This is a genomic window from Streptomyces venezuelae (genome assembly GCF_008642375.1).
Lineage (GTDB): Bacteria > Actinomycetota > Actinomycetes > Streptomycetales > Streptomycetaceae > Streptomyces > Streptomyces venezuelae_G.
Map to the genome: position 1 here is coordinate 2,722,094 of NZ_CP029194.1, position 20,874 is coordinate 2,742,967.

Here is a 20,874-nt window from a genome sequence, read left to right on the forward strand (position 1 = left end):
TCCTGAGCCTTTCGATGCCCTTTTGGCGTGCAGGCACAGGAACTCATCAATATACGCCTCGCATTCCCCCGGCTGTCAATTCCGAGCCGGGGTATTTTTGTGCCCCATGAATGCCTTCGACGCGGCACGGTCCCTGCTGCGCGCCTGCGGCGCGGACATCCTCCCCCACCCCGGCGGCACCCTTCTCGCCCACCTGGAGCGGGTCGCATCCCGCCTGGCGGCGTGGGGCGCCCGGGAAGAACTGCGACTCGCGGGCCTCTGCCACGCCTTCTACGGTACGGACGGTTTCGCGAAAAGTCTGCTCCCCCTGTCCCGGCGCGACGAACTCGCCGCGGCGATCGGCCCGGAGGCCGAGGAGCTCGTGTACTTCTACGCGAGCTGCGACAGGGAATTCTCCTACCCGGGCCTGCCGGAATCCGACGGCCCGTTCCGGGACCGTTTCACGGGAGCGGTCTTCGTCCCGACGGGACGGCGGCGCGCCGATCTCGCGGAACTCACGGCGGCCAACGAACTGGACGTGCTCCAGGAGAACGAAGAGCTCCGGACGCGGTACGGCGGCGCGCTGTCGCGCCTCTTCACCCGCTGGAGCCCCCTGCTCGGCGAAGCGGCCGCCGAGGCCGCCCGCGAGGTGCTGACGCTGCGGGGCGAGGAGCGGGAGGCGTTCCTGCGCGGTCTGGAGCCGGGAGACCTGCGTGTGGGCGTCGTCTCGAAGATCGCGGACTTCCACGTGACCTTCGTGGACCTGGGCGGGGTCGAGGGGATGATGAACATACCTGAGGTCTCCTGGCGGCCGTTCGACCTCCCGGGCGACGTGATCGCCGAAGGGCAGGAGCTCGTCTTCCAGGTGCTGGGCGTCGACGAGAGCCGGGACCGCGTCTTCCTCTCCCTCAAGGCCCTGGAGCCCGACCCGATGGCTGCCTTCGCCCGCTCCGGCTTCGGCGGCGTCCGGACCGGCCGGGTCACCCGGCTCGTCCCCTTCGGCGCGCTCGTGCTGGTCGCCGACGGGGTGGAGGCGGTCGTCCACCGCGACGACCTCGACGCCCGGACGCCCCGGGAGGGCGACGAGCTGACCTTCGAGGTCACCGCGGTCAACCTGGTCACGCGACGGGTGCGGATCGCCCTGCGCTGACGGCCGGCGACAGGCCGCGCGAGCCCGGCATGATCCGAAAGACAGGCTTCAGATCACGTCCTCCAGCTCCGCCAGGAGGCGGCGCTTCGGGCGGGCCCCGACCAGGGACTTCACCGGCTCGCCCGCGCGGAAGACCATGAGGGTCGGGGTCCCGAGCACCCCGTACTTCACCGTGGTCTCCGGATTGCGGTCGACGTCGATCTCGACGATCCGCAGCCGCTCCGCCTCCTCGGCGGCGATCGCGGCGAGCACCGGCTTCAGCTGCCGGCACGGCCCGCACCACTCCGCGGTGAACTTCACCAGGACCGGCAGTCCGGCCCCCAGCACCTCCGCGCCGAAGTCCGCGTCCGTGACCTCGCCCACGCCCTCGTCGTACGTCGTCATCCCCGTCACCCCTCCGTGTCCGTCACCGTGTCCAGTTCGCACCGGGGCTCCGGGCCGTGCGGCAGTTCCGCCTCGGCGCGCAGCAACTGGGCGCCCACCTGGGCGCGTACCGCCTGGAGCCGCTCGATCAGGCCGTCCAGTTCGGCGACCTTCCGCCGGTAGACGGCGATCGAGGCGGGGCAGGCGTCACCCGCCGGGTGCCCCGCGCGCAGGCAGTCGACGAACGGCCGCGTCTCCTCCAGCTCGAACCCGAAGTCCTGAAGGGTCCTGATCTGCTGGAGGAGCCGCAGGTCGTCCTCGTCGTACGTGCGGTACCCCTGCTCCGTGCGCCGTGCGGTCAGGAGGCCGCGGGACTCGTAGTACCGCAGAGTCCGCGTGGTGGTTCCCGCCCGTTCGGCCAGTTCTCCGATGCGCATGTCCTCGAACGTAAGCCTTGACGCCGACGTCAAGGCAAGAGGGAAGGAGAGGGGCCTCAGCGGGGAAGCAGGGGCTTCCGCTCCACCGGCGACGACAGCACGACCGAGGTCGTGGTCCGGCCGAGCGCCGAGGTCTGCTCCAGGACCTCTTCGAGGTGGACGGTGTCGGTGACGGCGACCTTGAGGATCCAGCAGTCCTCGCCCACCACGTGGTGGACCTCCAGGACCTCGGGGCGCGCGGTGAGCTCCAGGGTGCGCGGGTGCTTCAGGGTGTAGCCGCCGTGCGGGTTCACGCGGATGAAGGCCTGGATGCCGTAGCCGAGCCGGGCCGGGGAGACATGGGCGCCGTAGCCCGTGACCGCCCCGCTCGCCTCCAGCCGGCGGACCCGCTCGGTGACGGCCGCGGGGCTGAGCCGGACGCGGCGGCCGAGCTCGCTGAGCTTGATCCGGCCGTCGGTCTGCAGGAGGTCCAGGATCTGCCGGTCGACGGTGTCGAAAGCGGCCGCCGTGAAATTGTCGGCGGCCGGGCGCGCGGACCGTGGTTCCTTCGGTGCGGCGGCCAGGACTCCCATGATTCCCCCTTCAGGCAGCGAGCGCACAACGTAACACTTGTCCTGCGGATCAAGGGAGTTGAGAGCGTTGGACATTCTGGTCATCGGCGGGAACCGCTATTTCGGAAAGCGGCTCATCGCGCTGTTGCGGAAATTCGGGCACCGGGTCGCGGTGCTCAATCGGGGTTCTTCCGGTGCCCCCGGGGGAATCGAACACCTCGTGGCCGACCGGGACGACGAGGCCGCGCTGGAATCGGTTCTGGCGGGCCGTTCCTTCGACGTCGTCGTGGACCAGGTCTGCTACACCCCGCGCCAGGCGGAGATCGCCCGGCGGGTGTTCGGGACGCGTGCCCGGCGCTATGTGATGACGTCGACGGTGGAGGTGTACGGGTACGAGGACACGGCCGTGCCGGTCGCCGAGTCCGCCCTCGACCTGGCTTCGGTCACCGTGGACACGGGTCTGGCCTGGGAGGACCCGGAGTTCCGCGAGGAGCACTACGGGGAGGGGAAGCGGCAGGCCGAGGCGGTGTTCGCGGCGGCCGGCTCGCCCTTCGCCTGGACCTCGGTGCGGGTCACCCATGTGCTGGGCGGCGAGGACGACTTCACGGGCCGGATCGACCACTACGCGCGCCGGATCCGGGCGGGCGAGCCGATCGCCGTGCCGGCGGTCAACCATCCGGCGACCTATGTGTACGTGGAGGAGATCGCCGCGTTTCTCGCCTGGGCGGTCGAGGCGGAATTCACCGGGCCGGTGAACGCCCATTCCCACGGCCTGCTCTCCACCGCCGACATCTGCGCGGAGATCGAGAAGCTGACGGGCGGCCGGACGGTCTTCCACGAGGTGGAGGTCGGCCGGGTCTCGCCCTTCTCCTTCGCGCGCTCGTACGGGATGGACAACTCCCGTGCCACGGCGCTCGGCTATTCCTTCCGGCACAGCGCCGAGTGGCTTCCGCGCGCGGTGTCCGAGACGGTCGGGGCGATGCGCTTCGAGGCGACGGACCGCGGGGCGGTGAACTGATGCGGCTCAGGACGCTGGGGGACGTACGGGTCGGGGCGGTCGGCCTCGGCACGATGCCGCTCTCCATCGAGGGCCGGCCGGACGAGGCCCGGGCGGTGGCGACCGTGCACGCGGCCCTGGACGCGGGCGTGACCCTCCTCGACACCGCCGACTCCTACCACCCGCCGGACGGCGCGCCCGGCGAGGGCGAGCTGCTCGTGTCGCGGGCCCTGGCCTCGTACGGGGGCCGCACGGACGACGTCCTCGTGGCGACGAAGGGCGGGCGGGGCCGGACGGCGGACGGCGGCTGGACCGTGGACGGGCGGCCCGCGCATCTGCGGCGGGCGGCGGAGGCCTCGGCCCGGCGGCTCGGCGGTACGCCGATCGGCCTGTACCAGCTGCACAAGCCGGACCCGGCCGTCCCCTACGCCGAATCACTGGGCGCGGTACGGGAGTTGCTCGACGCCGGCACGGTCAGGCTGGCCGGGATCTCCAATGTGGACTCGGAGCGGATCCTGCTGGCCCGCGAGATCCTGGGCGACCGGCTGGTCTCCGTGCAGAACCGCTACTCGCCGGCGGTCCGGGAGAGCGAGGCGGAGCTGCGGCTCTGCGCGGAGCTCGGTCTCGCCTTCATGCCGTGGAGTCCGCTGGGCGGGATCTCGCGCAGCTCGCTCGACGGGGCGTCCGCCCAGGAGGCGGACCCGGAGTTCGGGGGCTTCCACCGGGTGGCGCGGGAGCGGGGGGTCAGTCCGCAGCGGGTGGCTCTGGCCTGGCTGCTCGCCCGGTCGGAGACGGTGCTGCCGATCCCGGGCGCGAGCCGGCCGGAGACGGTACGGGACTCGGCCGCGGCGGCCGGTCTCGACCTGGGGGCGGAGGAGCTGGCGCTGCTGGACGGCCGTCCCGGCGGCGCCTGAGCGCCGGCCCCACCGGCCGTGTGTTCCGTACAGCCGCACGCTCCGTACGGCCGCACGCTCCGTACGGCCGCGTCCTCCCGGGGCCCGGATCCGGCTCAAGGCCCGGGATCCGGAAGGACGCGACCCCCCGTCGGGGTACATGGGGGCGTCCGGGTCAGACGCCCGCTCGGGCCTTCTCCTCGCCGTCCTCGACCCGCTGGTCCGGGACCGGCGCGGGGGCGTGGTCGTCGACGAGGGTCTTCTCGTCGAAGGGGATGTGCCCGGCGAGGACCTCCGCGACCCTCGCTTTGTCGATCTCCTTGGTCCAGGTGCCGACGAGGACCGTGGCGACGGCGTTGCCCGCGAAGTTGGTGAGGGCGCGGGCCTCGCTCATGAAGCGGTCGATGCCGACGATCAGGCCCACCCCGTCGACCAGTTCGGGCCGGTGGGACTGGAGGCCGCCCGCGAGGGTCGCGAGGCCCGCGCCGGTGACGCCCGCCGCGCCCTTCGAGGCGATGATCATGAAGACGAGGAGCGAGATCTGCTCGGCGACCGAGAGCGGGTCGCCCATCGCCTCGGCGACGAAGAGCGAGGCCATCGTGAGGTAGATCGCGGTGCCGTCGAGGTTGAAGGAGTAGCCGGTCGGGACGGTGATGCCGACGACCGGCTTGCTGACGCCCAGGTGCTCCATCTTCGCGATGAGCCGCGGCAGCGCGGACTCCGAGGAGGAGGTGGAGAGGATCAGCAGGAACTCGCGGCCCAGGTACCTCAGCAGGGTCCAGATGTTGATCCCGGCGACCAGACGCAGGATCGCGCCCAGCACGACGAAGACGAAGAGCCCGCAGGTCAGGTAGAAGCCGATCATGATGACGGCGAGCGACTTGAGCGCGGCGGCGCCGGTCGCGCCGACGACGGCGGCGATCGCACCGAACGCGCCGACCGGGGCGACCCACATGATCATGCCGAGGATGCGGAAGACGAGCCGCTGGATGTGGCCGATCCCGCGCAGCACCGGCTCGCCGGCGGCGCCCATCGCCTGGAGCGCGAAGCCCGCGAGCAGCGCGACGAGGAGCGTCTGCAGGACCTCGCCCTCGGTGAAGGCGGAGACGAAGGTGGTCGGGATGATCCCGAGCAGGAAGTCCGGTGTGGACTCGCCGCCGCCCTCGGCCTGCTTCGCGCCGGCCTCGGCGATCTCCTTGGTGAGGTGGAGGCCCGAGCCGGGCTCCAGGAGGTTGCCGACGAGCAGACCGATCGCGAGTGCGACGGTCGACATCACGAGGAAGTAGCCGAGGGCGAGGCCGCCCACCGCGCCGACCTTCGCGGCCTTCCGGACCGATCCGACGCCGAGGACGATCGTGCAGAAGATGATCGGCGAGATCATCATCTTGATCAGATTGACGAAGCCGGTGCCCAGCGGCTTCAGCTCGACGGCGACGCCCGGCGCCAGGAAGCCGACGGCGATGCCGAGCAGGACGGCGCCGATGACGGCCAGATACAGATAGTGGGTACGGTCCCGTCGTGCGGCCACGGGGTCCTCCTCGCGCTGATGGGTGTCCACGTCCCGGTGGACTCCGCGACTATCCATCAGCCTGTGACCGGGGTCACGGTTACGTTCGTTTCGTTCACGACCGGAACATCACGTCCGCCCGGGGAGGCGGTCGGGAGCGCCGCCGGGAGCGCTGCCTGGAGCGCCCCCGGGAAGAGAACGATTCGGGAACGCAATGACCCGGCGCAAATTCCGCCGTGCACACTTACCCGCATGCGCCTCCCCCGTCCCCGCCCCCGCAGCCTGGCCGGCCAGCTCTTCGCGATGCAGGTCGTGCTCGTGGCCCTCGTCGTGGCGGGCTGCGCGGTCTTCGCGTACGTCACGGACCTGGCCCAGGCCGAGGAGACGGCGCGGCGCCAGTCCACCGCGACCGCCGCGGCCGTCGCCCACTCCCCCTCCGTGGTGGCCGCGGCCCGCTCGGCCGACCCGTCGGCGGTGCTCCAGCCGTACACGGAGTCGCTGCGCCGGCACGCGGACGTCGCCTTCGTGGTGATCATGGCGCCGGACGGGACGCGCTGGACGCATCCGGAGCCGGACCAGATCGGGCGTACGTACCTCGGTCACATCGAGGAGGCGGTGCGGGGACGGACCTTCTCCGAGACGCACCTGGGGGTGCTCGGCCCGTCCGTGCGGACGGTGGCCCCCGTCCACGACGAGGACGGCCGGGTCGTCGCGCTCGTCAGCGCGGGCATCACGATCGAGCGGATCAGCGAGCAGGTACGGGAGCAGGTCACCGCCCTCTTCGGCATGGCGGGCGCGGCGCTCGCGCTGGGCGGCGCGGGGACGTACGTCGTCAACGCCCGGCTGCGCCGCCACACGCACGGCATGAACGCGGCCGAGCTGAGCCGGATGCACGACTACCACGAGGCCGCGCTGCACGCCGTGCGGGAAGGTCTCGTGATGCTCGACGGGCGGCGGCGGATCGCCCTCATCAACGACGGGGCACGGGAGTTGCTCGGTCTGGACGAGGGCGTCATCGGCCGCCCGGCCGCCGAACTCGGCCTGCCCGCGCCGCTGACGGGCGCGCTGCTCTCCTCCGAGCCACGGGTCGACGAGACCCATCTGACGGCCGACCGGGTGCTCGTGGTCAGCACCCGTCCGGTGGTGGGCGGGGAGCGGCGCGGCACGGTCGTCACGCTCCGCGATCGCACGGAACTCCAGGCGCTGTCCGGGGAGTTGGACTCCGAGCGGGGGTTCACGCAGGCGCTCCGCTCCCAGGCGCACGAGGCGGCGAACCGGCTGCACACCGTCGTCTCGCTCATCGAGCTGGGCCGGGTGGCGGAGGCGGTGGAGTTCGCCACGGCGGAGCTGGAGCTCGCGCAGGCGCTCACCGACCGGGTCGTCGACGCGGTCGGTGAGCCGGTGCTCGCGGCGCTGCTGCTCGGCAAGGCGGCGCAGGCCAACGAGCGGGGCGTGGAGCTGGTGCTGACCGAGGACAGCCGGATCGACGACGGCCGGGTGCCGGCGGCCGTGCCCTCCCGCGACCTGGTCACGATCCTGGGCAACCTCATCGACAACGCCGTGGAGGCGGTGGGCGGGACCCCGCACGCGCGCGTGCGGGTCACGGTCGCTGCCCGCGCGGGCGACGGCGAGCTGCTGCTGCGGGTCGGGGACAACGGCCCCGGTGTCCGTCCGGCCGACCGGGACGCGGTCCTGAGCCGGGGCTGGACGACCCGCGGCCCGGGCCGCGGTCTCGGCCTCGCGCTGGTGGGCCAGGCGGTCTCGCGCGCCTCGGGCACCCTGGAGCTGACGGACGCGACGGAGGGCGGCGCGGAGTTCACCGTACGACTGCCACTGCCGAGGGAGGGCGGTGCGGGCAAGGCCGCCATGACCGCCGCCGCGGCCCGGGTGGAGGTGACCCCGTGAGTACGCGTCCCCTCCGTGTCCTCGTCGTCGAGGACGACCCCGTCGCCGCCGACGCCCACGCGCTCTACGCCGGGCGGGTCGAGGGCTTCACCGTCGTCGGCGTCGCCCACTCCCGGGCCGCCGCCGTGCGGATCCTCGACCGGACGCCGGTCGACCTCATCCTGCTCGACCTCTACCTGCCCGACGGCCACGGCCTCCACCTGCTGCGCGCGCTCCGCGCCGCCGGGCACTCCGCCGACGTGATCGCCGTGACCTCCGCCCGCGATCTGGCGGTCGTCCGGGAGGGCGTGTCCCTCGGTGTCGTGCAGTACGTCCTGAAGCCCTTCGCCTTCGCCACCCTCCGGGACCGGCTCACCCGGTACGCGGAGTTCCGGGCGTCCGCCGGGGAGGCCTCCGGGCAGGACGAGGTGGACCGGGCGCTCGCCACGCTCCGGGCCCCGCAGCCCGCCACGCTGCCGAAGGGGCTCAGCGCCCCGACCCTGGAGGCGGTCACCCGCACCCTCCGGGACACCCCGGCCGGGGTCACCGCCGCCGAGGCGGGCACGGCGGTCGGGATCTCCCGGATCACCGCCCGCCGCTATCTGGAGCACCTCGTGACCGAGGGCCGGGCCGTGCGCGCCCCTCAGTACGGGCAGATCGGGCGGCCCGAGCTCCAGTACCGCTGGCTCGACGGCCGGGCCCGCGGTTACTGATCGGTTCCCACGTTCCTACGACGTTTCACGTTGGGCGAACGAACCGTAGCCAGCCGTCACCCTCCGCACCTACCGTGACGCGGGTGCACCAACCCTCTCCCCCTTTCAACGGCCTGGCTGCCCGCCGTCTGCGCGAAGGCCTCGGCATGGCCCCGGGACACGTCGCGTACGGCCTCCGTGCCCAGTACGGCATGTTCGTCGACCCCGAGACCGTCGTCGCCTGGGAACGCGGCCGCCTCCGTCCGAGCGAGCAGGAGCTCACCGCCCTCGCGGGCGTCCTGTGGTGCGCCCCGGCCGAGCTCATCGCCGCCGCCACGACCCTGCGCGAGCACCGCCTGGCCCGCGCGCTCTCGGCGGAGGAGCTGGCCCGGCGGGTCGGCGTGGCGGCCCACGCGTACCAGCGGATGGAGGACGAGGGCCGCTGGCGCGGCACCGAACGCCAGACGGCCACCCTCGCGGAGGTCCTCGGCCTCGGCCCGCGCGCGCTGATCACGGCGACCGGCGGTGACGACAGCCTCGCCGAGCTGCTGCGCGACGCCGCCACCACGCGCTGGCAGGCCTATGTGAAACCGGCCGTGAAGATGGTGCCGCTGCCCAAGAAGACCGTGGAGTCGGCGCTCCAGCGCCTGCACGCGGAGTACCACGCGCGGATGGCGGCGACCAGCAGCTGGGGTGCCTCGGGGGCGACGGGCGACGAGGGGCGCGTGTACCTGGACGAGATCACCGGGCACTTCTGGGCGGCCGTGGGCCAGTAGCGGCCGGCCGGTGGCGTCGGGCCGTAGATTGGCCACCGTGAGACGACACGTACCCTTCGAACGACTCCACAACTTCCGTGACCTGGGCGGCTATCGGACCGCCGACGGCGGGACCGTGCGGTGGGAGACCCTCTACCGCTCCGACTCCCTGGCCAAGCTCGCGGGAGCCGGACCCGACGACCTCGCCCGCTTCCGCGCGCTGGGTGTGGCCTCCGTGATCGACCTGCGCTACCCGTGGGAGATCGACGCCAAGGGCCGGCTGCCGGAGACCGAGGACGTCGCCTGGCACAACCTGTCCATCGAGCACCGGCCGTACGACCAGGCGGAGATCGACCCGGACCTCGACCCCTGGCGCTACCTGGCCGACCGGTTCGCCGAGGTCGCCGAGGACGGCACGGAGGAGATCCGCACCACCCTCGAGGTCATCGCCGCGGCCGACGGCCCGCTCGTCTTCCACTGCGCCTCCGGCAAGGACCGGACGGGGCTCGTCGCCGCCCTCGTCCTCGCGCTCCTGGACGTCCCCGACGAGGAGATCCTCGCGGACTTCGCGCTCACGGAGCTGGCCACGGAGCGGCTGATCGCCGACTGGCGGGCGTCGCACCCGGGCCGCGAGCTCCGCTGGCCGGGGTACGGCCGGGCGCCGGCCGAGATCCTCCGGCTGTTCCTCGCGGACCTGCGCGAGCGGTACGGCTCGGTGTACGGGTACGTCACCGGCCACGTCGGGCTCGACCCGGCGGTGGTGACGGCGCTCAGGGACCGGCTGGTGGAGCCCGCCGCGAGGGAGGTCCCGGTCGCCTAGTTCCTGCGGTCGAAGCTGAAGAGCTGGCCCGCCGCGTCCGGCGCGCAGGGGGCCTGGGCCAGTCGCGCCCAGGCCGCCGAGCGGTCGCCGACGACGGTGACGCAGCTGCCGGGCGTCGCGGAGTCCGCCGGAGCGATCCGATAGCCCTCGACGGGAGTGCCGTACGGCTCCAGGGTGAACTGCTCCACCCGGCTCGGGTCGCCGCACTCGGAGTCCTCGTACGCGGCGTCGGGTATCCGGCCGCCGGAGGGTATGCCGGAGCAGCCGGGACCGTAGTCCGGGTGGTCCGAAACGATCCTCCACCGGCCGCCGCCCAGCTCCTTCAGCGAGTAGAGCGGCACCTTCGCGTCGGCGCACGGCACCTGGTGGATCTGCCCGCTGCGGGAGCCCCGCCGCTCGCCGAGGCACATGTCCCGGCCGATCACCCGGATGCGTACGTCCCCGGCGGCGGGCGCGGTGAGGGTACGGGGCGGGTGCGCGCCGTGCCCGTCCCGCACGACGGCGACGACGCTGACGCCGGCGAGCACGAGCCCCGCCAGGGCGACCGTCGCGACGAGGGCGCGCCGTATCCGGGACCGGGGTCCGGGCCGGGGGGCGCCGTCCGGTGACTCCGCCGCCGCCGGGTCCCCGGGCCAGACGACGTCCGAGGGGGCGAGGGCTTCCCCGGGCTCGGCGCTCCCCACCGGCGCGGCGCTCTCCACGGGCTCGGCGCTCTCCACGGGCTCAGTGCGCTCGTACACCCCCCGTACCGCGAGCTCCTTCCGTACCGCCTGCCACTCCTCAAGGCCGCCCGGTCCCACCCCGCAGGCGCGGACGAAGGAGACGAGGAGCTCCTCTCGGGGGACGGTGGCGCGGGCCAGCATGTTGGCGACGGTGGACCGGGGCAGGATCTCGCCGTTCGCCTCGGCCCGGGCCGTGAGCTCGCGGTAGGTCAGGCCGGACCAGTCCTTGAGCGCCTGGAGGCACGCGACGAACTCCGTGGCGTTCCGTACCTCCCGCGGGTCGGGTGCCCGTTCCGCCGGCATCATCCGCCTCTCCCCCTTCCGCCGGACAGGGTTGGGACATGTCCGGGACAAGCCTCAAGCCTTGTTGATCTCGTGCTCCGGCGAAAGAGTGGAACCCGGCAATTCCGGTGGTGACGCCGGTCACGGACGAGTGGCCCCGACCCTCCACGGGGGGAGGGTCGGGGCCACTCGGCTGGGTCCGGGTCCCGGAGCGGTTCCGGGACAGGTCGGGACGCAGGCCCCGGCCGGAAGGACGTTCGACGGGCGTGCCGGCGCGTCGGCGTACCGGCGTACCGGCGTACCGGTCAGAAGACGGATTCGGCCTCGCGGATGCGGTCCTCGGGAACGGTCTTCAGCTGGGTCACGGCCTCGGCCAGCGGCACCATCTCGACGTTCGTGCCGCGCAGCGCCGTCATCCGGCCGAACTCGCCGCGGTGCGCCGCCTCCACCGCGTGCCAGCCGAAGCGGGTGGCGAGCACCCGGTCGTACGCGGTCGGCGTGCCGCCGCGCTGGACGTGGCCGAGGATGACCGGACGGGCCTCCTTGCCGAGGCGCCGCTCCAGCTCGACGGCGAGCTGGTTGCCGATGCCCTGGAAGCGCTCGTGACCGAACTGGTCGATCTCGCCCTTCTCGTAGTCCATCGAACCCTCGGCCGGGTGCGCGCCCTCGGCGACGCAGATGACGGCGAACTTCTTGCCGCGCGCGAAGCGCTCCTCGACCATCTTGACGAGGTCGTCGACCTCGAAGGGGCGCTCCGGGAGGCAGATGCCGTGCGCACCGCCGGCCATGCCGGACTCCAGCGCGATCCAGCCGGCGTGGCGGCCCATCACCTCGACGACCATCACGCGCTGGTGGGACTCGGCGGTGGTCTTCAGCCGGTCCATGGCCTCGGTGGCGACGCCGACGGCGGTGTCGAAGCCGAAGGTGCGGTCCGTGGAGGAGATGTCGTTGTCGATCGTCTTCGGGACGCCGACGACGGGCATGCCCGCGTCGGAGAGCATCCGGGCTGCGGTCAGGGTGCCCTCGCCGCCGATCGGGATGAGGACGTCGATGCCGTACTGCCTGGCGAGGTCGGGGGCGGACTCGGCGGCCTCGCGGAGCCGGTTGCGCTCGAGACGCGCGGAGCCGAGGATCGTGCCGCCGCGGGCGAGGATGCCGCTCACGGCGTTGAGGTCGAGGGGGCGGTAGTGGCCGTCGAGGAGGCCCTTGAACCCGTCCTCGAAGCCGATGACTTCGTCGTCGTGGCCGGTCAGCGCCCGGTGCACGACCGACCGGATCACTGCGTTCAGGCCGGGGCAGTCGCCGCCTGCGGTGAGAACTCCGATGCGCATCGTGCTGTGTCTCCTGCTCGGTCGCGGTCCAGATGAGCCACGGCAATTCTCACACGCCCGGCCTGACGGGATCGCTCGTCGCCGCTCCGCGCGTCCCTGCCGGAGCCCTCGCGGAGGGCTTTCGTCCCGGGGTTCCAGGCCCTTCGTCCGGCGGGCGACCTAACCAGTGGCGGGGGTATTGTCAAGGGGGTAATGCCGCCCTTTAGGGGCTTCCCGAGGACAGCGGATTGACGCCGACGCGAAGGTCGGCGCAGCTGCACGGGCCCACCGGTGCCCTGCGGCATCGCCCGTCCGCTCCCCGGGTGAGCCCCTTTCCGCAGGACTGGACAGGAGACCACGGCGTGACGCGCAGCGTGTACGTGACCGGGATCGACCGCGGTGACGGCCGCCAGGTCGTCGAGCTGGGAGTCATGGAGCTCCTCACCCGTCAGGTGGACCGGGTGGGGGTGTTCCGTCCGCTGGTGCACGACGGCCCCGACCGCCTCTTCGACCTGCTGCGGGCCCGCTACCGGCTCTCGCAGGACCCCTCGACGGTCTACGGCATGGACTATCACGAGGCCTCGGGCATCCAGGCCGAGCGGGGCACCGACGAGCTGGTCTCCCAGCTGGTCGACCGCTTCCACGCCGTGGCCCGCGAGTACGAGGTCGTCCTGGTCCTCGGCACCGACTTCGCCGCCACGCAGCTCCCCGACGAGCTCGCGCTCAACGCCCGGCTGGCCAACGAGTTCGGCGCCTCCGTCATACCGGTGGTCGGCGGCAAGGGTCAGACGGCCGAGTCGGTACGGGCCGAGGCGCGCAACGCCTTCCGGGCGTACGACGGGCTGGGCTGCGACGTGCTCGCGATGGTCGTCAACCGGGTGGCCGCCGAGGACCTCTCGGCGCTGGAGCGGCTCGCGACCCGCGTCCCCGTGCCCTGCTACGTGCTGCCCGACGAGCCGGCGCTCGCCGCGCCCACCGTCGCCCAGATCACCCACGCGCTCGGCGCCTCCGTCGTCCTCGGCGACGACGCGGGTCTCGCGCGCGACGCCCTGGACTTCGTCTTCGGCGGCGCGATGCTGCCGAACTTCCTGAACGCGCTGACGCCCGGCTGTCTCGTCGTCACCCCCGGGGACCGGGCCGACCTGGTCGTCGGCGCGCTCGCCGCGCACTCGGCCGGCACCCCGCCGATCGCGGGCGTGCTGCTCACGCTCAACGAGCGGCCCAGCCCGGAGATCCTGACCCTGGCGGCCCGGCTCGCCCCCGGCACCCCGGTCATCTCGGTTCCCGGCAACAGCTTCCCGACCGCGGCCGAACTCTTCTCTCTCGAAGGCAAGATGAACGCCGCCACCCCGCGCAAGGCCGAGACGGCACTAGGCCTCTTCGAGCGGCACGTGGACACCGCCGACCTTCTCAAGCGGATCTCGGTCGCCCGCAGCGGACGCGTCACGCCGATGATGTTCGAGCACGAACTGCTCGAACAGGCCCGAGCCGACCGGCGCCGCGTGGTGCTCCCCGAGGGCACCGAGGAGCGGGTGCTGCGCGCCGCCGACGTCCTGATCCGTCGTGACGTGTGCGACCTGACGCTCCTCGGCGACGTGGAGACCATCCGCAAGAAGGCCGCCGACCTGAGCGTGGACCTGCGCGAGACGCAGCTGATCGACCCGCAGACCTCGGAGCTGCGCGACTCGTTCGCGGAGAAGTACGCGGCGCTCCGGGCCCACAAGGGCGTCACCGTCGAGCTCGCGTACGACGTCGTCTCGGACGTCAACTACTTCGGCACCCTGATGGTGCAGGAGGGTCTCGCCGACGGCATGGTCTCCGGTGCGGTGCACTCGACGGCCGCGACGATCCGCCCGGCCTTCGAGATCATCAAGACAAAGCCCGAGGCCTCGATCGTCTCGTCGGTCTTCTTCATGTGCCTCGCCGACAAGGTGCTCGTGTACGGCGACTGCGCGGTCAACCCCGACCCGAACGCCGAGCAGCTCGCGGACATCGCCGCCCAGTCGGCGGCCACCGCGGCCCGCTTCGGTGTCGATCCGCGGATCGCGATGCTCTCGTACTCCACCGGCACCTCGGGCTCCGGCGCCGACGTCGACAAGGTGCGCGAGGCGACGAAGCTGGTCCGCGAGGCGCACCCGGAGCTGCGGATCGAGGGTCCGATCCAGTACGACGCGGCGGTGGAGCCCTCCGTCGCCGCCACGAAGCTGCCGGACTCGGAGGTGGCGGGCCAGGCGACCGTGCTGATCTTCCCGGACCTCAACACCGGCAACAACACCTACAAGGCCGTGCAGCGTTCGGCCGGCGCCGTGGCCGTCGGCCCGGTGCTCCAGGGTCTGCGCAAGCCCGTGAACGACCTCTCGCGCGGCGCGCTCGTCAGCGACATCGTCAACACGGTCGCCATCACGGCGATCCAGTCCCAGCTGCCCTCCCCTCCGTCGCAGGTTCCCTCCCAGGGTCAGGAGCTCCCCGCATGACCGGCACCCCCACCCGTGTCCTCGTCCTCAACTCCGGCTCGTCGTCGGTCAAGTACCAGCTGCTCGACATGGCGGACGGCAGCCGGCTCGCGGTCGGCCTGGTGGAGCGGATCGGCGAGGAGACGTCCCGTCTGGTCCACACCCCGCTCCAGGGCGGCGGCGGGGAGAAGCGCGAGCAGAACGGTCCGATCCCCGACCACGCCTCGGCGCTGAAGGCGGTCGCCGAGGAGCTGGCGGCGGACGGCCTCGGCCTGGACTCCCCCGAACTGGCCGCGATCGGCCACCGGGTGGTGCACGGCGGGCTGCGCTTCACCGCCCCGACGGTCGTCGACGACGAGGTGCTCGCGGAGATCGAGCGCCTGGTGCCGGTGGCCCCGCTGCACAACCCGGCGAACCTCACCGGCATCCGTACGGCGATGTCCCTGCGCCCCGACCTGCCGCAGGTGGCGGTCTTCGACACGGCCTTCCACACGACGATGCCGGAGGCGGCGGCGCGGTACGCGATCGACGTGGCGACGGCGGACGAGCACCGGATCCGGCGGTACGGCTTCCACGGCACCTCGCACGCGTACGTGTCGCGGGAGACGGCGAAGCTGCTCGGCAGGACGCCCGAGGAGGTGAACGTGATCGTGCTGCACCTGGGCAACGGCGCCTCCGCCTCGGCGGTGGCGGGCGGCCGGTGCGTGGACACCTCGATGGGCCTGACGCCGCTGGAGGGGCTGGTCATGGGCACCCGCTCGGGCGACATCGACCCGGCGGTCACCTTCCACCTGAAGCGGGTGGCGGGCATGTCGGCCGACGAGATCGACGAACTGCTCAACAAGAGGTCCGGGCTGGTCGGGCTCTGCGGCGACAACGACATGCGGGAGATCCGCCGCCGGGTGGACGAGGGCGATCCGGCGGCGGCTCTGGCCTTCGACATCTACATCCACCGGCTGAAGAAGTACATCGGCGCCTACTACGCGGTGCTCGGCCGGGTGGACGCGGTCGTGTTCACGGCGGGGGTCGGCGAGAACGCGGCCCCGGTGCGGGAGGCTGCCGTCGCGGGCCTGGAGGAGCTGGGTCTCGCCGTGGACGCGGACCTCAACGCCGTACGTTCCGACGAGGCGCGGATCATCTCCCCGGACTACGCGCGGGTGGCGGTCGCCGTGGTGCCGACGGACGAGGAGCTGGAGATCGCGCGGCAGAGTTTCGCGCTCGTTCAGAGCTCGGTGAGCTCGAACGAGTGAACGCTTGAGCGGGCCCGCGCCCATTTGTACTTTCCGCCAGTCGGAATATTCCGCAGTGAAACAAACCGATAGGATCCGCCTCATGCGCCGTTCCAAAATCGTCTGCACGCTGGGCCCCGCCGTCGACTCGTATGAGCAGCTGAAGGCTCTCATCGAGGCCGGCATGAACGTGGCCCGATTCAACTTCAGCCACGGATCCCAGGCAGAGCACCAGGAGCGGTACGACCGCATCCGGCAGGTCTCCGCGGACACCGGGCACGCCGTCGGCGTCCTCGCCGACCTCCAGGGTCCCAAGATCCGCCTCGAGACCTTCGCCGAGGGCCCGGTCGAGCTGGTGCGCGGTGACGAGTTCACCATCACCACCGACGACGTCCCCGGCGACAAGTCCATCTGCGGCACCACCTACAAGGGTCTGCCCGGCGACGTCTCCAAGGGCGACCAGGTCCTCATCAACGACGGCAACGTCGAGCTGCGGGTCGTCGAGGTCGACGGTCCCCGGGTCAAGACGATCGTCGTCGAGGGCGGGGTCATCTCCGACCACAAGGGCATCAACCTGCCCGGCGCGGCCGTCAACGTCCCGGCCCTGTCGGAGAAGGACGTCGACGACCTCCGCTTCGCGCTCCGCATGGGCTGCGACATGGTCGCCCTCTCCTTCGTCCGCGACGCCAACGACGTCAAGGACGTCCACAAGGTGATGGACGAGGAGGGCCGCCGCGTCCCCGTCATCGCCAAGGTCGAGAAGCCGCAGGCCGTCGAGAACATGGAGGCCGTCGTCGCGGCCTTCGACGCGGTCATGGTGGCCCGTGGCGACCTCGCCGTCGAGTACCCGCTCGAGCGGGTCCCGATGGTGCAGAAGCGCCTCGTCGAGATGTGTCGCCGCAACGCCAAGCCGGTCATCGTCGCGACCCAGATGATGGAGTCGATGATCACCAACTCGCGGCCGACCCGCGCCGAGGCGAGCGACGTCGCCAACGCGATCCTGGACGGCGCGGACGCGGTCATGCTGTCGGCCGAGTCCTCGGTCGGCGCGTACCCGATCGAGACCGTGAAGACGATGTCGAAGATCGTCGCCGCGGCCGAGGAGGAGCTGCTCTCCAAGGGCCTCCAGCCCCTGGTCCCGGGCAAGAAGCCGCGTACGCAGGGCGGCTCCGTCGCCCGCGCGGCCTGCGAGATCGCCGACTTCCTCGGCGGCAAGGCCCTGATCGCCTTCACCCAGTCCGGCGACACGGCCCGCCGCCTCTCCCGCTACCGGGTGCAGCAGCCGATCCTCGCCTTCACGACGGACGAGAACACCCGCAACCAGCTCACCCTGAGCTGGGGCGTGGAGTCCTTCCTCGTCCCGTTCGTGGAGACCACGGACGCGATGGTCGACCTCGTGGACGCCGAGCTCCTGAAGCTCCAGCGCTACAACGCGGGCGACACCATGGTCATCACGGCCGGCTCGCCCCCCGGCGTCCCCGGCACCACGAACATGGTCCGCGTCCACCACCTGGGCGGCGGCGACCACGCCTGACGCCCCGCCTGACGCGTAACGCCTGTGGGCCGCACCCCTTGGAGAAGGGGTGCGGCCCACAGGTCTGTGCCGGCTGTCAGCCGGGCTCGACCGTGTTGCGGAGGCCCGGGACCTTGAGGGTGCCGCCGAACTGGCCCGCCTGCTTGAGCTTCACGTTGGTGAAGAAGGCGAAGGGGACGTCCAGCGGGGGCGGGGACTCCGGGCCGAAGGTGATCGGGATGAGGCCGAAGAGGTTGCCCTTCAGCTCCTCCGTGTACATCGTCACCGTGCCGTCGGTGATGGTCGACGTCGAGCCCCTGTCGGAGCGGACGTGGCCCGTGAAACCGGGCGAGTGGACCGTCAGCTGGTGGAGGTCCTTGATGTCGATGCCCGTCGCGGTGAACTTCAGGACCTTCTTGATCTTGCCACTGCCCGTCTTCACCTCGACGATGCCGTGGTACTTCAGGCCCTTGAGGGTGAGGAGCGTGCTCTCCAGCCGCCACGGCTCGTCCGGGAGCAGCGGGATGCCCGGCTCCAGTTCGGCCGCCGCGAGTGCCTCGGCGTCGAGCTCGGGGCACGGGAAGCGGGGCTTGGCCCCGTCGGGTATGGACTCGTCCTTCTTGGGGTCGAGACCCTTGGAGCTCTCCGGGAGCTCCTTGACGGTGACGCCGGCCTTGTCGGCCGCCTTCTCGATCGCCTTCCTGGTCGCCTCGGCGGCCGGGTCGGTGGCCGGGGCCTCGGTCGTCTTCGGCTTGGCGGGCGCGGTGGCCGGGGTCGTGGCCGAAGCGGTCGCGGTCGGCGAAGCCGGTGCGGTCGGCTCGTCGTCCGTCACGGTCTTCTGGACCGGGGCGGCCGTGGTGGGTGCCGTGGTCGGTGCCGCCGTCGTGGCCGTCGGCTTCGGCTCGGGGCCGTCGAGGAGGTCCTTGAGCGCGTCGCCCCAGCCCAGCGGGTCGAGCGGGTTCGTCGACTTCGCCGCCGAGGGGGTCGCGGTCGGCGCGGGCTCCTGCGCCTGCTGCGCGGCCGCCTGAGCGGTCTCCGTCGCGGTCGGCGCCGGGGTCGCGGTGGCGGTCGGGGCAGTGGTCCCCGTCGCCGAAGCGGTCGCCGAGGCCGTGGCCGTCGGGCCGGTCGTGGCCGTGGCGCTCGGGGTCGCGGTCGCGGAAGCGGTCGCCGAGGGGGTGGCCGTCGGCTTCGCGCTCTCCGTGGGCTTCGCCGTCGCCGTCTCCGTGGCTTCCGGAGTGGGCTCGTCCGAGCGGGTCACGCAGGGGCCCGGCGCGAAGGGGATGTCCTTCTCGTCGGCAAGGGCGAGCTTGGGCGTGAGGCCCATGCCCACGAACACCGCGGTCGGCATGGCGGCCAGCGCCATCGCCTTGCCCGCGGGGCCCTGGATCCTGTTCAGCAGCGACTTGCGCGGGGCCGCGTGCCGCGGGCCCTCCTTCGCGAGCGCCGACTGAGTCTCGTCACCCCGCACTGTTCCTCCCGCCATTGGCGTCGGTCGTCGTTTCGGCCGCCGACTCGTACGTCTCGCGCTGCTCCGGGACGCCGGCCGCCACCACGACCTCGGTCTCGAGCTCGGCGCCGGCCTCCTCGGAGGCCTCAAGCTGACCGTCGTGCTGTGCGTCGTCGTCGGTCTCCTCGACCGGGGGCGCCGGCGCCCAGGCGGCGGACATGCCACCTCCGATCAGGGAGAACAGGAACCCGATGACCAGACCGCCGAAGTTCGACACCGGGATGGAGACCAGCGCCAGGATGATCGACGCGACGCCCGCGAAGACCCGCACGATCGGCTGGAACCACATCGTGAGGCCGAGGGTGATGAGCAGGACGCCGATGATCAGCGCGCCGGCTCCGGCGGTCGTCTGCATGGCGAGCGTGGCGTTGCCGAGCCGAAAGTCCCCGTACGGGAGATAGGCGATCGGTACGCCGCCGATGATGGTGAACAGTCCCGCCCAGAAGGGCCGGGTCTGCCGCCAGACCTTGAACCGGTTCTCCTTGGGGACTTCGCGGGAGGCGGGGATCTCGGCGCTCATGGAAACAGCTCCCTGGAAGCGGTGTTGCTGAGAAAGGTGAAGAAGGTGGTGCTGACGGGCCGGAACGGGTGGGGCCGTACGGGACGGCCCACACCCTCCGGACCGGGTCAGTCCTTGAAGCACTCCTGCGACGTGCCCCTGTGCAGCGACAGGTTCAGGTTCGGGAGCTTGAAGGTGGCGGCGGTGGTCGCCCACGCCTTCTGCTCGACGTCGTTCAGCACGGCCTCCTTGGCGCGCTGGCCGAAGCCGTACGGGTTCGCCTTGGTGTTGGGCTGGATGCCCGGCTTGCCCTCGATCGGCTTGCCGTCAGGCCCCGTGTTGAGCGCGCCGGCCGCGACACCGATGTCGATCTGCTTGAACTCGGCGTTGGTCTTGAGCTTGGAGACATCGAGGTAGATGTCCTCGGCGTAGACCTTGTCCTTGCCGTCACCGGCCGTGAGCCGGAGCGTGACGTCACCGATGAACGGCACCTTCGGCGTCACGACCGACTGGCACATGTCGGTGATCCAGGCCTTCGAGAAGCCCGAGACGGCGACCGGAGCGGCGAAGTTGTTGCCGTCCAGGTCCTTGGCGCCGTTGACGCTGCCGTACTGGACGAAGTCCTCGCCGACGAGGCTCTTCGCCTTAACCTTGAATTCCTGGCCGGAGATCGAGAAGGACGCGGCCAGCGCGCCCTGGGCCAGGCCGACGCCGATCGCGGCCGTCGCGGCCACGCTCGGGACCATGACGACGGCGAACCGCTTCCATCTGGTTCCGCCACGAACCTGGGACTTCATGAGAATTCCTCCTTCTCGGACGTACATCTCCGGGAAGGGCCGGGGCCCGTCCCGGGATGGGAGAAGAGCTACGTCCTCGGGAAGGGAAGCACCGAGGCATCAGGCGGCGCGCTGCGCGTCCGAATCACCGGCGATCACCCCCGAGCGACAACCATGAGCCACGCTTTGCGCGTGACCGGATTGGACAGGCCCCGTTCGGTGAGAGCGGGAACCCCCCTGTCCACGGCCGGCGCTTGGGGCACCGGCCCGCCCGGTGGGGACCCTCCCCTCTTACCCGGGTGGTTGCCGGGGTGTGCGGTTCGGACCGAGCGTCGCCGATCGTTGTCCATTCCGGGCGCTCGCACAAGGGGGTTCGTTACCGGCTAGTAACGGGTGGATAACCGGGGCATGGCGGGGCGGGGCCGAGCGGGCACGCAGGGTGCGGTCGAGTGCCGACGAATATCATCAGATAGCCGGATGAAGGCGGACAGAATCCTCGGTTCGACTTACTGCAAGTAACAGCGGCCGCGATTACCAAGTTTTGGTAAAGCGCGG

The 20,874-nt window shown here is 71.8% G+C and carries 19 protein-coding genes; 10 read left to right on the forward strand and 9 right to left on the reverse strand.

Annotated features, from left to right (window positions below; genetic code table 11):
- Window positions 1–106: 106 nt before the first annotated feature.
- Window positions 107–1,129 (forward strand): DUF6817 domain-containing protein, encoded by a 1,023-nt coding sequence (locus DEJ46_RS40750; RefSeq protein WP_190622593.1) that lies wholly within the window; start codon window positions 107–109, stop codon window positions 1,127–1,129.
- Between the two features lie 48 nt (window positions 1,130–1,177).
- Here the strand turns inward: DEJ46_RS40750 and DEJ46_RS11965 are convergent, their stop codons facing one another.
- From DEJ46_RS11965 to DEJ46_RS11975, 3 genes are read right to left on the reverse strand one after another with little or no spacing between them, the layout of a single operon-like run.
- A complete protein-coding gene (locus DEJ46_RS11965) occupies window positions 1,178–1,513 on the reverse strand; it encodes a thioredoxin family protein (RefSeq protein ID WP_150265918.1) in 336 nt (111 codons plus the stop codon).
- A gap of 5 nt (window positions 1,514–1,518) precedes the next feature.
- Window positions 1,519–1,929, reverse strand: coding sequence for a MerR family transcriptional regulator (locus DEJ46_RS11970; RefSeq protein WP_150265920.1), 411 nt, complete (start codon window positions 1,927–1,929; stop codon window positions 1,519–1,521).
- Between the two features lie 56 nt (window positions 1,930–1,985).
- The gene (locus DEJ46_RS11975; protein WP_150265922.1) at window positions 1,986–2,501 is read right to left on the reverse strand and encodes an Lrp/AsnC family transcriptional regulator; all 516 of its coding nucleotides are present in this window, start codon (window positions 2,499–2,501) and stop codon (window positions 1,986–1,988) included.
- Between the two features lie 67 nt (window positions 2,502–2,568).
- On the opposite strand from DEJ46_RS11975, the gene DEJ46_RS11980 reads away from it, so the two are divergent.
- Entirely contained in the window at window positions 2,569–3,498 is a 930-nt protein-coding gene (locus DEJ46_RS11980) for an NAD-dependent epimerase/dehydratase family protein (protein ID WP_150265923.1), read from the forward strand.
- Window positions 3,498–4,391, forward strand: coding sequence for an aldo/keto reductase (locus DEJ46_RS11985; protein WP_150265925.1), 894 nt, complete (start codon window positions 3,498–3,500; stop codon window positions 4,389–4,391). Before DEJ46_RS11980 ends, DEJ46_RS11985 begins: the two co-directional genes overlap by 1 nt.
- A 154-nt stretch (window positions 4,392–4,545) precedes the next feature.
- Here DEJ46_RS11985 and DEJ46_RS11990 read toward each other — a convergent pair whose 3' ends face one another.
- Window positions 4,546–5,955: a cation:dicarboxylate symporter family transporter gene (locus DEJ46_RS11990; protein WP_150265927.1), complete on the reverse strand. Its 1,410-nt coding sequence runs from the start codon at window positions 5,953–5,955 to the stop codon at window positions 4,546–4,548.
- 174 nt (window positions 5,956–6,129) lie between these two features.
- Here DEJ46_RS11990 and DEJ46_RS11995 point away from each other — a divergent pair, with 174 nt between their 5' ends.
- The 4 genes from DEJ46_RS11995 (at window position 6,130) to DEJ46_RS12010 (ending at window position 10,028) form a co-directional block, all read left to right on the forward strand.
- Window positions 6,130–7,782 carry a sensor histidine kinase gene (locus DEJ46_RS11995; protein WP_150265929.1) on the forward strand — a complete coding sequence of 551 codons (1,653 nt, stop codon included), beginning with the start codon at window positions 6,130–6,132 and terminating at the stop codon, window positions 7,780–7,782.
- A complete protein-coding gene (locus DEJ46_RS12000; RefSeq protein ID WP_150265931.1) occupies window positions 7,779–8,474 on the forward strand; it encodes a response regulator in 696 nt (231 codons plus the stop codon). Before DEJ46_RS11995 ends, DEJ46_RS12000 begins: the two co-directional genes overlap by 4 nt.
- Window positions 8,475–8,620: 146 nt before the next feature.
- Window positions 8,621–9,229, forward strand: coding sequence for a helix-turn-helix domain-containing protein (locus tag DEJ46_RS12005; protein ID WP_223835460.1), 609 nt, complete (start codon window positions 8,621–8,623; stop codon window positions 9,227–9,229).
- A gap of 37 nt (window positions 9,230–9,266) precedes the next feature.
- Window positions 9,267–10,028 (forward strand): tyrosine-protein phosphatase, encoded by a 762-nt coding sequence (locus tag DEJ46_RS12010; protein WP_150265935.1) that lies wholly within the window; start codon window positions 9,267–9,269, stop codon window positions 10,026–10,028.
- Here the strand turns inward: DEJ46_RS12010 and DEJ46_RS12015 are convergent.
- Together DEJ46_RS12015 and DEJ46_RS12020 are read right to left on the reverse strand one after the other, a co-directional pair.
- On the reverse strand, window positions 10,025–11,056 hold the full coding sequence (locus DEJ46_RS12015) for a helix-turn-helix domain-containing protein (RefSeq protein ID WP_150265937.1): 1,032 nt from the start codon (window positions 11,054–11,056) through the stop codon (window positions 10,025–10,027). The genes DEJ46_RS12010 and DEJ46_RS12015 overlap by 4 nt on opposite strands.
- 281 nt (window positions 11,057–11,337) lie before the next feature.
- Window positions 11,338–12,363, reverse strand: a complete 1,026-nt coding sequence (locus DEJ46_RS12020; protein WP_150265939.1) for an ATP-dependent 6-phosphofructokinase — start codon at window positions 12,361–12,363, stop codon at window positions 11,338–11,340.
- A 341-nt stretch (window positions 12,364–12,704) separates the two neighbouring features.
- Between DEJ46_RS12020 and pta the strand changes: the two genes are divergently transcribed.
- The 3 genes from pta to pyk all read left to right on the forward strand — a co-directional run bounded on the left by pta (window position 12,705) and on the right by pyk (window position 17,558).
- Window positions 12,705–14,816, forward strand: a complete 2,112-nt coding sequence (gene pta, locus DEJ46_RS12025; protein ID WP_150265941.1) for a phosphate acetyltransferase — start codon at window positions 12,705–12,707, stop codon at window positions 14,814–14,816.
- Window positions 14,813–16,045 carry an acetate kinase gene (locus DEJ46_RS12030; RefSeq protein ID WP_150265943.1) on the forward strand — a complete coding sequence of 411 codons (1,233 nt, stop codon included), beginning with the start codon at window positions 14,813–14,815 and terminating at the stop codon, window positions 16,043–16,045. Before pta ends, DEJ46_RS12030 begins: the two co-directional genes overlap by 4 nt.
- 82 nt (window positions 16,046–16,127) lie before the next feature.
- Complete coding sequence (pyk, locus tag DEJ46_RS12035; protein WP_150265945.1) at window positions 16,128–17,558, forward strand: pyruvate kinase; 1,431 nt, start codon at window positions 16,128–16,130, stop codon at window positions 17,556–17,558.
- A gap of 76 nt (window positions 17,559–17,634) precedes the next feature.
- On the opposite strand, the gene DEJ46_RS12040 is transcribed toward pyk, so the two are convergent.
- From DEJ46_RS12040 to DEJ46_RS12050, 3 genes are all read right to left on the reverse strand, one after another.
- Window positions 17,635–19,005, reverse strand: a complete 1,371-nt coding sequence (locus DEJ46_RS12040) for a hypothetical protein (RefSeq protein WP_411757743.1) — start codon at window positions 19,003–19,005, stop codon at window positions 17,635–17,637.
- Window positions 18,995–19,564, reverse strand: a complete 570-nt coding sequence (locus tag DEJ46_RS12045; RefSeq protein ID WP_150265949.1) for a DUF6114 domain-containing protein — start codon at window positions 19,562–19,564, stop codon at window positions 18,995–18,997. Before DEJ46_RS12045 ends, DEJ46_RS12040 begins: the two co-directional genes overlap by 11 nt.
- A 107-nt stretch (window positions 19,565–19,671) precedes the next feature.
- Window positions 19,672–20,340, reverse strand: coding sequence for a DUF6230 family protein (locus DEJ46_RS12050; protein WP_150265951.1), 669 nt, complete (start codon window positions 20,338–20,340; stop codon window positions 19,672–19,674).
- Between the last annotated feature and the right edge of the window lie 534 nt (window positions 20,341–20,874).